Here is an 11,708-nt window from a genome sequence, read left to right as displayed (position 1 = left end):
GATGATCGGCGGGGTTCACGCCGTGGTGTTCGCGGAGGGGGCGGGGCCGTGGGCCGCCGAGGGGTAGTGGGAGACCCACTCCTCACGGCTCATCCGGAGCATCTTGACGCCCAGCGAGCCCAGCGCGACCGCCGGGAGGGCCCACATCACGATCGTGGTCGGGCCGTACGGAAGCACCAGGGACGTCCCGTAGCCGATCGCCACGACGAGCGGCACCCACCAGTGCGCGAACCCGGCCCGCCAGACGCCGACGAGGAGGATCGGCAGGCCGAAGAGGGCGAAGAAGATCCAGGGCATCTGGAAGCCGAAGACGACGCCGGGCAGGTTCAGCATCTCGTCGAGGGTCTTGGCGGCCTGCTCGGGGCTGTTGCGCTGCCCCAGCCACCACTCCACCGGGTCGATCAGGAGCAGGCCCGACAGGTTGATGTAGCCGAGCACGGTGAGCGGGCCCGCGATGTGCCCGAAGACCACGGCCCTGCGTCGCATCACGTGCAGCAGACCGATGGCCGCCAGAGCCATGAGCAGGTAGGCCCAGTGGTACATGGCCGACTGGAGCTGGGCCAGGGCCGGGTTGTCGCCGTAGCTGACGGCCTCCCGGTCGTCGCCCCAGGTGCCGGGGTCGAGGACGACGGCGACGGCCTGGAGGAGGGGAGCGACGATCAGCAGCGTGCCCGAGGCGACACGCCTGAAGTCTGCGGAGTCCTTGAACATGGGGGGATTCCTTGCTGTGTCCTGCTGTGCGGAACTGTCGCAAGGAAGGTAGGCCGCCCCGCCCCGCCAGGTCGTCCCTCCCCGGACGGACCCGGTGTCCCTCTGGCGGACTAAACCGACCGTGCGCGTCCGCTCACAGTTCGTCCGCCCCGTCGGATCGGTCGCCCCCTTCCCCGATGACGGACCGCCCCGATCGCGGGCCGGTGCGTCATCGGGGAAGGGAAGGCGCCCCCGGAAGTGAACATCCGATCTTCTCCGTCCCCCGACCGGTCTGGTAGAGATCTCCGGTGACATGTACGAGATCGGCGTCGAGGCGCCGGGAGGTCTCATGGGACAGGAGGCGTGATGCGCGGGGAGATCCTGTGGTTTCGTCTCCCCGTGCGGGGAGACTCGGCTGAGCGTCTCACGGGGAAGCTCGACGGGCTCGGCGTGCATCTCGCGAACCCCTTCACGGGAGCCGTGACCCTGCTGACGGACGAGGGGCGGACGGAGGTGACGGCGCAGGCGGCACGTGAGGGGCTGGGGGGCAGCCGTCCGCTGAACGTCAAGCTGTGGCTGGACGAGGACGCCGACGTCGTCCTGACGGTCAGATCGTCCTCCGGAGTCGACGTGCTCGAGTTCGACCTGGACGGTCTCGACCGCGACGAGGCCGACAGGGTGGCGTCGGCCGTCCTCTGGTGCGCCGTCACCGACCCTGAGTCTCTCGGCCTGGTGCTGGACAGCCGACTGCCGGACACCGCCTGCTCGTGGGAGGCGCATTTCGTCACGGGAGCCGCGCCGCCCTCATGGACGCCCGAGCTGCTCTGGAGCCGCGTCGACGAGGCGCGGTCGTCGCTGGACGTGCCCGCGCACTCGTGGCCGGTCTCCTGACGGGCGTCGATCCGCCCAGAGGCGAGCCGAGAATTCCTTGAGGCGGCTCAAGAACGTGAAGGACGGTCTGACATGGTTTTCGCGATCGCGATGAGAGTCGACGAGATGAGAGTGCTGTCCGGGGACGACGCTCCGCTGTGGGGCGTCATCTCCTTCGACATCGACTCGCACGCCTTTCCAGGGGTCGGGTGGAAGGACTTCCTCGGTTCGGTCGTCGGCTCGTTCGTGACCGCTCTCAGCGAGCTGGTCAGGGGAAGGAAAAGCGCCTGGGTCTACTTCTTCAACGGTTCGTTCCAACTGGTGCTGGAAAGGCGCGGCGTCTCGGCCGCCAGGCGAGGCGCCCGGGCGTCCGGGGGCGACGAGGTCACTGTGATCGCCTTGTACGACCCGGCGGTTGAGGAGTACGTGGAGGAGGCGAGGTGCTCGGTGAGTCTGGAGGAGTTGCTCGTCACCCTGCGCGGAGCCGTCCAGGAGATCCTTGAGGAAGGCCGGCGTCGTTCGATCACCGGCATGGGCATGGACGTGATGAAGGGCAACCTCAAGCACCTGGACGACCTGGCGTCGCGTCTTTCGACGTCGGCGGCTCAGAACACGAACTGACGCCTTCCACGGTGTCCGCCTCCGCCCCTGACGGCGGTCCGGGGAGGACGGTCGCGAGCGCTGGTCTCTCCGTCCGGACGTGCCGGTCTCGCACCGGCTTTCAGGAGCTCCTGGGCGGGGCGAGGCCGTTCATCAGGGTGGCGACCAGGGCGTCGACGAGGCCGGCAGGGGCCTCGGCCCTGATCGGGCCGGAACCGGTGAGCAGGCGGGGCAGGACCAGTTCGTGGCAGACGCCGACGAGCAGGGTGGCGGCGGCCTCGGGGTCGGCGTCGGGGGCCAGGCGGCCGAGGTCCTGTTCGGCGCGGAGGTAGTCGGCCAGGAGCGTGCGCAGCCCCCGGCCGTCTCCGAGGGGGTTGGGCAGGGCGTCGAAGCGGGCCAGGACCTCGGGCTGGGGGAGCAGGCCCGCGAAGGCGGGCAGGAACGCGGCGTGCAGCGCCAGGCCGTAGGCGACGCACGCGCGCAGGTTTTCGGCCACCGTCCCCTCGCCCGCTCTGGCGGGCAGCTCGCCCAGCTCGCGCTCGACCGACCGGACGTGGGCGTGCAGGGCGAGCGCGAGGAGCTCCTCCTTGCCCTCGAAGTGGTTGTAGAGCACGCCGTCCGCGACCTGCGCCTCCCGGGCGATGTCACGGACGGTGAGTCCGACGGTGCCGCGCCTGGCGATGAGACGCTCGGCGGCGGCGATCATGTGCTCGCGCAGGCTCGGGCCGTCGAGGCCGTCACGCAGGGCGGCTGCTTTTCTCGGTGACATCACGTCGAATCCTATTGACGGTCGCCGCGTCTCGGGCCGCCGATCCGGAGGACGGAGCGGACGGGGTCGAGACGCGGCGGAGGAGGCCGTGGAGCCGGACCGAGCCGACGAGGGCGGGGCAGGGACGCGACGGGACGCGACGGGGGATGACGAGCGTCCGACCGGGGCGTCGTGGCGTCACCGGCCTGGGCGCCGTGACGTCAGGGGCGGGTCGCGGTGATCAGCCAGGCGGCGCCGCGCAGCCGTACGGCGTCGGCCTCCTCGAAGGGGCGCAGCGCCTCGGTGAGCGCGCCGAGGGCCCGGGCGGCGGCGGCCTCGTCGACCTGGTCGAGCGCGAAGCGGACCGGCCCCCAGCCGCCCAGGAACGCCGCCGCGTCCTCGGTGCCCCTGCCCCATGTCTGGGGGGCGTCGACGGGGGTGGAGGTCACCTTCTCGAAGCCCGCGCCGGTGAGCACCTCGTGGATGCGGGCGGGGTCGGCCAGTGACTCGGGGCCCGGGGCGTTCGGCTCGGTCGAGGCGGGTCTCAGCGGGAGGTGCTCGGCCATGGCGGCGAAGACGCCGCCCAGGTCGTGGTCGGCCAGGCTCCGCATGGACAGCATGGCCAGGCGTCCTCCGGGGCGCAGCGCGCGGCCGATGTTGGCGAACGCGGCGACCGGGTCGGCGAAGAACATGATCCCGAACCGGCTGACGGCCACGTCGAAGTCGCCGAGGGGAACGGCGGGCAGGTCACCGGACAGAGGGGCGGGGAGGTCGCGGGACAGATCGCCGGGGGCGACAGGGAGATCGCCGGGGAAGCCGGTGGAAAGACGGCCGGAGGAGCCGGTGGAGCCGGGGGAGAGGCGGCCGGAGGAGCCGGTGGAGCCTCCGGAGGAGGCGGAAGAGGGGGAGTCGCCGGAGCGGAAGGGGTGGATCTGGGCGTCGCCCTGCTCGAAGGTCACGTTGGCGACGCCCTCCTCGGCCGCGCCGGCACGGGCTTGACGCAGCATGGGCGCGGACAGGTCGATCCCGACGGCGTGTCCGAGTCGCGCCCGCCGGGCGGCCAGGCGGGTCACCTGTCCGTTGCCGCAGCCCACGTCCAGCACCCGGTCGCGCTCGCCGATCGCCGCCGCCGAGAGCAGGCGGTCGTTGAACGCGTTGTTCACGGCGTCGTAGCGGTCCCGGTGCTCGGCCCAGTGGGCGCCCTCGTAGCCGTTCCAGGCCTCTGCCTGGTGAGTGTTGACGACGGAGTGCATCGCGTTCTCCCTGTGCGTGGTTGTCGGGCGTGCGTGGTTGTCGGGCGTGCGTGGTTGTCGGACGTGAGTGGCTGCCGGACAGCGCGGTCGGCCGGACGCCGCGGCGGGCCCGACGTCGTGCGAAGTCCTGTGTGATCACGACGTGTCATTATGAACGAGTGTTCATGAATGCTTGTTCATAATGAGGCGGCGGCCTGGACGTGTCAACAGGGACGGCGGCCCTGCGCCGGGCAGGCCGGGTGGCGATCGACGGCTGTGCGGCCGACCCGGCGTGAATTAAGATCATTCGTACGTACAGGTCAGAGAGGCCGTGTCCCTCGGACGCGCGGTCCGCCGCACGGATCGGCCGCGAACGTCAGATGGTGGAGGTCGAGGTGCTGGACGACAGGACGGCCGTGAGTCCGGTCCTCGCCGAGGGCTCCGGACAGGCGGGGACGGCCGGGCGGGCGGCGTCGCGCGGCGTGGACTCGGGGACGGGACCGCGACGGACGGAGCACGTCCCGATCTGCGCGGGGCCGCCACTGTGATCACCGTGCTGCTGGTGGACGACCACACCCTGGTCAGGACCGGTTACCGGCTCATGCTGAACGCCCAGCCCGACATCACGGTGGTCGGCGAGGCCGCGGACGGCCTGGAGGCGCTGGCGCTCTGCCGTGAACTGCTGCCCGATGTCGTGATCATGGACCTGCACATGCCCAGGCTGGACGGCGTGGCCGCGACGGAACGCGTCACCGCCGAGCTTTCGCGGACCAAGGTGCTCGTGCTCAGCACCTTCGACCTGGACGAGAACGTCGTCGCCGCCCTCAGGGCGGGCGCGAACGGCTTCCTGCCCAAGGACGTCTCCCCCGAGGAGCTGATCGAGGCCGTCAGGACCGTGCACGGCGGCACGGCGATCGTCGCGCCACGCCTGCTCCTCGGCCTCATCCGCACCCACGTCAGGGGCGAGCGGAAACGCGCCGCGCTCGGCGGGCTCACCGCCAGGGAGCAGGAGGTGCTCGTGCTCATCGGCAAGGGTCTGTCCAACGCCGAGATCGCCGCCGCGCTCGACCTCTCGCCGAGCACGGTCAAGAACCACGTGACGGCGCTGTTCGCCAAGATCGACGCACGGGACCGGGCGCAGGCCGTGATCGTGGCCTACGAGCAGGGGCTTGTCAGGATCGGGGAGTCCTGATCGGAGGGCTTTCCCGCGAGGTTCCCGACGACGGCGTCAGGTCGAACCAGCCCTTCTCGGCCAGGCGGAATCAGGGCCCTTGAGCCCGATCTCAAGGACAGGCTCGACACCGGCCTCAGGAACGTCCGCGCCAAGCTCGACACCGGCCTCAGGAACGTCCGCGCCAGGCTCGACACCGGCCTCAGGAACGTCCGCGCCAGGCTCGACACCGGCCTCAGGGGCGCGCCCGAAGCCGACTCCGGGAACGCCGGCGCCAGGGGTTCGGGCGGGTGAGCGGGCCGTGTTCACTCGCCGGGCCGCGCCGACGGCGCGGTTCGGGTCCCGTCCGGCGGGCACAAGGCCGAAGGCCACCCCCGAGTGATCGGGAGTGGCCTTCGGGTGTTCAGGTGTTCGGGTGTCGGGCGTCCGGTCAGCGGCCCTGCAGCGACTTGGCGTTGTCGCCGAAGGTCCAGCCCTTCGAGCCGTCCCAGTTGATGGACCAGGTCATCAGGCCCTTGAGGCCGCCGCTGAAGCTGTTCCAGCTCTGGGAGACCAGGGAGGGGGACATGTAGCCGCCTCCGGCTCCGGGCTGGGCGGGCAGACCGGGGACCTGCTTGTCGAGGGGAACCCTGATCGTGGTGCCCTGGATGACCAGGCCCTTGTCCAGGCAGGTGGTCTGGGCGACGAAGCCCTGAACCGTGCCCGCGGAGTAGGAGTCGCCGGAGCAGCCGTACATGCTTCCGTTGTAGTACTGCATGTTCAGCCACCAGAGGCGGCCGTTGTCGGCGTACTTCTTGATGATCGGCAGGTACGCGCCCCAGATCGAGCCGTAGGTCACGCTGCCGCCGGTGACGTAGGCCGTCTCGGGGGCCATGGTCAGGCCGAAGTTGGAGGGCATCTGGGCGAGCACGCCGTCGATGATCCGGATGAGGTTGGACTGCGACGCGGACAGCTGGTTGATGTTGCCGCTGCCGGACAGGCCGGTCTCGATGTCGATGTCGATGCCGTCGAAGTTGTACTTCTTCAGGATCGGCACGACGGTCGCGACGAACTTGTCGGCGACGGTGCTGGAGCTGAGGTCGATGCCGGCCGTCGCGCCGCCGATCGACATCAGGATGGTGGCGCCCGCGGCCTTGGCGTCGCACATCTCAGCCGGAGTGGAGACCTTGACGGTGGCGTCCATCCCGTCCTCCCACAGCACGGTGCCGTCGGAGCGGATGACCGGGAAGGCGGCGTTGATCACGTTGTAGCCGTGCTGCTTGATGCGGGGGTCGTTGATCGGGGTCCAGCCGAACGGCGGGTGCACGCCGTTGATCGCACCGTCCCAGTTCTCCCAGTAGCCCTGGGTGACCTTGCCCGCGGGCCTCGACTTCACCGGGCAGGTGACGCCGCCGGTCGGCGAGGGCGAGGGGGAGACCGTCGGAGAGGGGGAGACGGTCGGGGAGGGCGAGACGGTCGGAGACGGGGAGACCGTCGGCGAGGGCGAGACCGTCGGAGAGGGGGAGGTGGTCGGAGTCGGCGAGGGCGAGGGGCCGGGACCGTCGAAGCTGACGTCGTCGGCGTAGTAGGTGCCCTGCCCGTACCAGCCGTGCAGGTAGACCACGGCGCTGGTCTGGTTGGCTCCGGTGGTGAACGAGACGCTGAGCTGCGTGTACGTCGACGCCGACGAGGTCCAGCGGGACGAGCCGCCGTTCACGCCGAGGTACACGTAGCTGCCGCGCACCCAGGCGCTCACGTTGTAGGCGGTGTTCGGCAGGACGGTCACGGTCTGGGTGCACTGGGCGGTGTCGGAGCCGCTCGCCGCGCCGGCGAGAGCGCCGGAGCCGGAGCGGACCGGGGTGCTGACGACCGATCCCAGCCCGCCGGTGCATGACCAGGGGGAGAGGGATCCGGCTTCGAAGCCCGGGTTCGCGAGCAGGTTGGCCGCTTGGGCCGACGTCTGCGTGATGAGGACACCCAGGGTCGCCAGCAGTATCGACACTGCGAGCGCGAGTAGGCGGGGGGTTCGCTTCATGGGGGGTACAACCCTTCTGTCGCCCGGACGTGACAGGTCACCGGGCATAGACAGCGCGGCAAAGGGTTGATAGGCCGCGCTGTGGGGGGCTTGAGGTCAACAGGTGCAACGAATTATCGAGAGAAATTCAGTCAATGTCCATAACAAGTTTTATTCCTGGAATGTCAACACCTGCACCTCCGTGCCCGAATTGCTCCTTGCCATCCGGATCACCGACTCAACTCGGCCGCCTGGGGTCGGCCTTCCGTCGCGTTGTCGCTGACAAGGTCCACAGCTCAGGAGCCATTTGAGGCTGTCGTGCTGATAGGGGATCGCGGCCATTGTCACCGACCGTGCCGTCTGGAACGCCGATCGTGTCCAATGGGTCAGCCGCTCGCTCCGCCCCGTTTCGCCATATCCTGATCCGCCCTCCGCCTCGGCCCTCCGCCTCCGCGCCGCCCTCCGCCTCAGCCTTTCGCCTCGGTCTTCCGTGCCGCTCTCCGCCCTCCGCGTCGCCCTCCACTTTCCGCGCCGCGCCGCGCCGCGCCGCCCTGCCTTGCCCGGCCTCGCCTTGCCCGGCTCCGTGCTGCGTCGTTCCTGGGCCCGGTCGGTTTTCGGGGGCGGGCATCGGCCGTCTCACCGAAGGGGGCGCCTCACGGGTGGGGGGACGCGGCCATGTCGGTGCGCTCTGCTCCACGGTTCCCGCGGAGGCGGCGGGTGCCCGGCCGAGAAGCTCATATATGTGCATTAGAGCGTTTATGGCCGTCGACTGAGGTTTACTGGCGGTCGTCCACAATTACGCTAACTGGGTGGTTCCTGTGATTTTATCGAGCCTCATATGGGAGTGATCGCGAGGGGTGCTCAGGTTGGATGTCGTAAAAACGATCTCCCTTGTTTCCGGCGCCGCTCCGTGGCTTCCGGGAGTTCGGGAGGCCGTCGGCCGGGCGGGCGTCGGCCCTCTCGCCGAAAGGGGCATCTAGAGGGCGGGGCGGAGGCGGCCGACCCGGCGGCGACGTCGCCGACGTTCTGGAACGACCTGTTTCGCGGTTGGTGACGGGGTGAAACGGGAGGGCGGGGCGCGCGCCGCCGTCGACGGCGATCCGGGCCGCGTCGCCGCTCGCCGTACCGGTGCCGAGGGAGGTCCGCGGCCCGGGGCGGCGGAAGCGGGGATCGGTTTCTTGGGGGATTTAACGGTGTATACCCGACAAAGATGCCTCGTTTCCAAAGCGTGTCCTGCCTTCTTCGGCGATTAGGCCTTACTGGAAAGCTTCTTTGCTTTTACTCTCGATGCGTGGATCTCCAGGTTCGTCATCTGAGGGTGCTGTGCGCGATCGCGGACAGCGGGAGCATCTCCAGGGCGGCCGCGACCCTGAAGATGTCCCAGCCCGCGCTCACCGCTCAGCTGCGCCGCATCGAGCAGATGTTCGGCGATCCCCTGTTCGACCGCGGCCCCGACGGGGCTCGCCCGACCCGGCTGGGCGAGTGGCTGCTGGTCCGCTCCCGGTCCCTGGTCTCCGCCGTCGACGAGCTCGAGCGGACCGCCAGGCGCTACACGCCTCCTCCCGACGAGATAGCGCCGATACGCGTCGGCTGCGCCCCGACCCGCCTGAGGATCTACCTGGCGAGAACGCTCCGCCAGTTGCTTCCCGGCGCGGAGATCAGGCTGCTCACCGAGCAGACGATCGACACGCTGCCGCGCCTGCTCGAGTCGGAGCGGATCGAGCTGGCGACCCTTGACGACTATCCGGACCACAGGCTCTCCCCGCCGCCGGGCGCGGTGTACACCGCCATCGCGGTCGAGCCGCTGTTCGTCGGGCTGCCGTCGAACCATCCGCTGGCGGAGCGGCAGGAGATCGAGCTGCGCGACCTCGCGGAGGAAGACTGGGCCCTGCCCACCCCGCTGGAGTCGGGGCCGCGCGAGTACTTCTGGAGCACCTGCACCAGGCACGGCTTCACGCCGCGCGTGGCCTACGGGGTCAACCTCGAGGTGGGGGTCGACCTGGTGGCGGAGGGGCGCTGCGTCAGCCTGTTCCAGGCCACGGCCCCGGGCCGTGAGGGCATCGTGATCCGTCCGCTGATCGACTCTCCCCTGCGGTTTCGCCATCTCATCGGATGGACCGCTCCCGGCCCGATCAGCGCGCACGCCGACGACCTGGTCAGGGTGCTCACCACCACCTACTGGACGGAGTCGCAGCGCGCCCCCGCCTACCGTCACTGGTTGGAGAGGCACGGGCCGCTGAAGCAGCTGTGACGGGAGTCGGGAGGCCGTCCCCGTCTCCCCGGGCGGACCGGCGGCGCTGTCCGGATCCGTTCCGCGGAGGCAGGGGGACGGCCGGGGACCTCGTGCGGGAGACCGACGACGCGTCTTCCGGAAAGCCGTCCGCGCCCGGCAGGCCCGGTGGGGCGCGCGCCCGCGACGGCCTTGACCGGGAGGTCCGCCGGTTCCGCGATGTCTGTCGGATGATTGACTCTCTGAACTGATTTGCCTGCTCAAGTACCCCCTGGGGTATGGTGAAGGCGTTCGAAGGGAGAACGAGCGTGCAGATGGACGAGACGCTGGCGGGTGACGCCCTCGCCAGGCTTCGCAGGGCCAACGGTCAGCTCGCCGGAGTGATCGCGATGATCGAGGCGGGGGAGGACTGCGTCAAGGTGCTCACCCAGCTGGCGGCGGTCTCCAAGGCGCTCGACCGGGCGGGTTTCAAACTGGTGGCCACCGGACTGCGTCATTGCCAGGCCGCCCAGCAGCGTGGCGAGGAGCCCCCGATGGACCTCGCCGAGCTGGAGAAGCTCTTCCTCGCCCTGGCCTGATCGCCCTCCCGGGGGCGGGCCGGACGCCCGCTCCCCGGGCCGTGGGCCCGTCCTCGGGCCGAGCGGCCCCCGTTCCTCATGGAATGGGTCATCCGTGTTCTCCAGATACCCCCCGGGGTATTTTTCGTCTGCTGCATACCCCCCGGGGTACCAAGGAAAGGAGTGAGGTCATGGAGGTCATCCCCTTCAGGACCCCCGGTCTGGGAGACCAGACCTATCTGCTCACCCACGAGGGCAAGGGCGTGCTCGTCGATCCCCAGCGTGACATCGGCCGCTTCCTGGACGCCGCCGCCGAGCGGGACGTCGACCTGCGGTTCGTGCTGGAGACCCACCTGCACAACGACTACCTGTCAGGCGCCGAGCAGGCCGCGCTGCGCACCGGCGCCGAACTGGTGCTGCCCGCCGCCTCCGCGGCCGCCTACCCGCACACGCCCGCCTTCCACCTGGAGGACATCCCCGGCACGGACGGGCTGACCATCCGCCCGATCCACACCCCGGGCCACACCCCCGAGCACACCAGCTATCTGGTGCTGATCGACGGCGAACCGGTCGCGGTGTTCTCCGGCGGCAGCCTGCTCGTCACCTCCGCGGGACGTCCGGACCTGCTGGGACCCGAGCGCGCCGGAACGCTGGCCAGGCTCCAGTACGGCTCGCTGCGCCGGCTCGCCGCCCTTCCCCGTGACGTCGGCCTCTACCCGACCCACGGCGAGGGCTCGTTCTGCGGTGTCAGCGGCGCGGGCCGGCACACCTCGACGATCGGCGACGAGCTCGAGGGCAACGCGCTGCTCGGCCTGCCGGACGCGGAGTCGTTCGCCGGGGAACTGCTGGCGGACCCGATGCCGATCCCCGCCTTCTACGCCCACATGGGTCCGGCCAACGTCCTGGGCGTCCCCGCGCCGCCGGAGGGCGACCTCCGGGAGATCGGCCCCGAGGAACTTCCCGAGGAGCTGAGGGGCGGCGTCCACGTGATCGACGTCAGGCCCAGGGGGGAACAGGCCGCAGGGTTCGTCCCCGGCTCGACCGGGATCGAACTCGGCGACGACTTCGGCAGCTGGGCCGGCTGGCTGGTGCCGTACGGCGCGCCGGTCGCGCTCGTCGCCGAACCGGGCCAGGACGTGGCCGAGGCCGTCACGCAGCTCAGCAGGATCGGCATGGACGACGTCAGGGGCGTCGTCCGCGACCTCGGCGACATCGGGAGCGCCCGGTTCGACCTGGTGGACCTGGAGGGCTTCCTCGCCCTGACGTCCGGAGCCCAGGTGCTGGACGTCCGGATGCCCGTGGAGCGGCGCGCGGCCCCGCTGCCCGGTGCGACCGAGCGGTTCCTGCCCGACCTGGTCGCCGAGGGCGTCCCCGCCGAGCTGGACCGCGACCGCCGGGTGCTGGTCGCCTGCGGCTCGGGCCGCCGCGCATCGATCGCCGCGACGATCCTCGCCCGCGAGGGCTACCGGGCGGTGGTGCTCAACGGCTCGGGAGCCCACGACGTGGCCGCCGCCCTCGAGGCCTGACCCGTCACACAGAAGCCTGGCCGGCCGCCGCGGGGCCCGCGCGCCCGCCGCGCGGGGCCTGTCCGCCTCGCGCGCCGCCCGCCGCGCCGCC

Annotated in this window: 11 protein-coding genes; 7 read left to right on the top strand and 4 right to left on the bottom strand. The window is 70.6% G+C overall.

The features are described 5' to 3' along the window. Positions 1-15: 15 nt before the first annotated feature. Complete coding sequence (locus PKF00_RS18085; RefSeq protein WP_271218713.1) at positions 16-711, bottom strand: hypothetical protein; 696 nt, start codon at positions 709-711, stop codon at positions 16-18. Between the two features lie 345 nt (positions 712-1,056). Between PKF00_RS18085 and PKF00_RS18080 the strand changes: the two genes are divergently transcribed. After that, entirely contained in the window at positions 1,057-1,581 is a 525-nt protein-coding gene (locus tag PKF00_RS18080) for a hypothetical protein (RefSeq protein WP_271218712.1), read from the top strand. 72 nt (positions 1,582-1,653) lie between these two features. Further along, positions 1,654-2,181, top strand: coding sequence for a hypothetical protein (locus PKF00_RS18075; protein WP_271218711.1), 528 nt, complete (start codon positions 1,654-1,656; stop codon positions 2,179-2,181). 100 nt (positions 2,182-2,281) lie between these two features. Here PKF00_RS18075 and PKF00_RS18070 read toward each other — a convergent pair whose 3' ends face one another. Together PKF00_RS18070 and PKF00_RS18065 are read right to left on the bottom strand one after the other, a co-directional pair. After that, the gene (locus PKF00_RS18070; protein ID WP_271218710.1) at positions 2,282-2,929 is read right to left on the bottom strand and encodes a TetR/AcrR family transcriptional regulator; all 648 of its coding nucleotides are present in this window, start codon (positions 2,927-2,929) and stop codon (positions 2,282-2,284) included. Positions 2,930-3,129: 200 nt separating this feature from the next. Further along, positions 3,130-4,161 (bottom strand): class I SAM-dependent methyltransferase, encoded by a 1,032-nt coding sequence (locus tag PKF00_RS18065; protein ID WP_271218709.1) that lies wholly within the window; start codon positions 4,159-4,161, stop codon positions 3,130-3,132. Positions 4,162-4,520: 359 nt separating this feature from the next. On the opposite strand from PKF00_RS18065, the gene PKF00_RS18060 reads away from it, so the two are divergent. Beyond that, positions 4,521-4,688, top strand: a complete 168-nt coding sequence (locus PKF00_RS18060; RefSeq protein WP_271218708.1) for a hypothetical protein — start codon at positions 4,521-4,523, stop codon at positions 4,686-4,688. After that, entirely contained in the window at positions 4,685-5,332 is a 648-nt protein-coding gene (locus PKF00_RS18055) for a response regulator transcription factor (protein WP_271218707.1), read from the top strand. The genes PKF00_RS18060 and PKF00_RS18055 overlap by 4 nt, the downstream gene beginning before the upstream one ends. Positions 5,333-5,741: 409 nt before the next feature. Here the strand turns inward: PKF00_RS18055 and PKF00_RS18050 are convergent, their stop codons facing one another. After that, positions 5,742-7,325: a glycosyl hydrolase family 18 protein gene (locus PKF00_RS18050; RefSeq protein WP_271218706.1), complete on the bottom strand. Its 1,584-nt coding sequence runs from the start codon at positions 7,323-7,325 to the stop codon at positions 5,742-5,744. A 1,270-nt stretch (positions 7,326-8,595) separates the two neighbouring features. Between PKF00_RS18050 and PKF00_RS18045 the strand changes: the two genes are divergently transcribed. The 3 genes from PKF00_RS18045 (at position 8,596) to PKF00_RS18035 (ending at position 11,617) form a co-directional block, all read left to right on the top strand. Beyond that, complete coding sequence (locus tag PKF00_RS18045) at positions 8,596-9,555, top strand: LysR family transcriptional regulator (protein ID WP_271218705.1); 960 nt, start codon at positions 8,596-8,598, stop codon at positions 9,553-9,555. A gap of 293 nt (positions 9,556-9,848) precedes the next feature. Further along, complete coding sequence (locus tag PKF00_RS18040) at positions 9,849-10,112, top strand: metal-sensitive transcriptional regulator (RefSeq protein ID WP_271218814.1); 264 nt, start codon at positions 9,849-9,851, stop codon at positions 10,110-10,112. A 170-nt stretch (positions 10,113-10,282) separates the two neighbouring features. Next, positions 10,283-11,617, top strand: coding sequence for an MBL fold metallo-hydrolase (locus PKF00_RS18035; RefSeq protein WP_271218704.1), 1,335 nt, complete (start codon positions 10,283-10,285; stop codon positions 11,615-11,617). Positions 11,618-11,708: the final 91 nt, after the last annotated feature.

The organism is Streptosporangium carneum (genome assembly GCF_027922005.1).
Lineage (GTDB): Bacteria > Actinomycetota > Actinomycetes > Streptosporangiales > Streptosporangiaceae > Streptosporangium > Streptosporangium carneum.
This window is presented reverse-complemented; position numbering and strand designations above follow the sequence as displayed.

Coding starts and splice junctions, on each gene's coding strand:
- PKF00_RS18060 (WP_271218708.1), top strand. CDS start 4,521: ATGGTGGAGGTCGAGGTGCTGGACGACAGGACGGCCGTGAGTCCGGTC.
- PKF00_RS18065 (WP_271218709.1), bottom strand. CDS start 4,161: ATGCACTCCGTCGTCAACACTCACCAGGCAGAGGCCTGGAACGGCTAC.
- PKF00_RS18040 (WP_271218814.1), top strand. CDS start 9,849: ATGGACGAGACGCTGGCGGGTGACGCCCTCGCCAGGCTTCGCAGGGCC.
- PKF00_RS18050 (WP_271218706.1), bottom strand. CDS start 7,325: ATGAAGCGAACCCCCCGCCTACTCGCGCTCGCAGTGTCGATACTGCTG.
- PKF00_RS18075 (WP_271218711.1), top strand. CDS start 1,654: ATGGTTTTCGCGATCGCGATGAGAGTCGACGAGATGAGAGTGCTGTCC.
- PKF00_RS18035 (WP_271218704.1), top strand. CDS start 10,283: ATGGAGGTCATCCCCTTCAGGACCCCCGGTCTGGGAGACCAGACCTAT.
- PKF00_RS18080 (WP_271218712.1), top strand. CDS start 1,057: ATGCGCGGGGAGATCCTGTGGTTTCGTCTCCCCGTGCGGGGAGACTCG.
- PKF00_RS18070 (WP_271218710.1), bottom strand. CDS start 2,929: ATGTCACCGAGAAAAGCAGCCGCCCTGCGTGACGGCCTCGACGGCCCG.
- PKF00_RS18085 (WP_271218713.1), bottom strand. CDS start 711: ATGTTCAAGGACTCCGCAGACTTCAGGCGTGTCGCCTCGGGCACGCTG.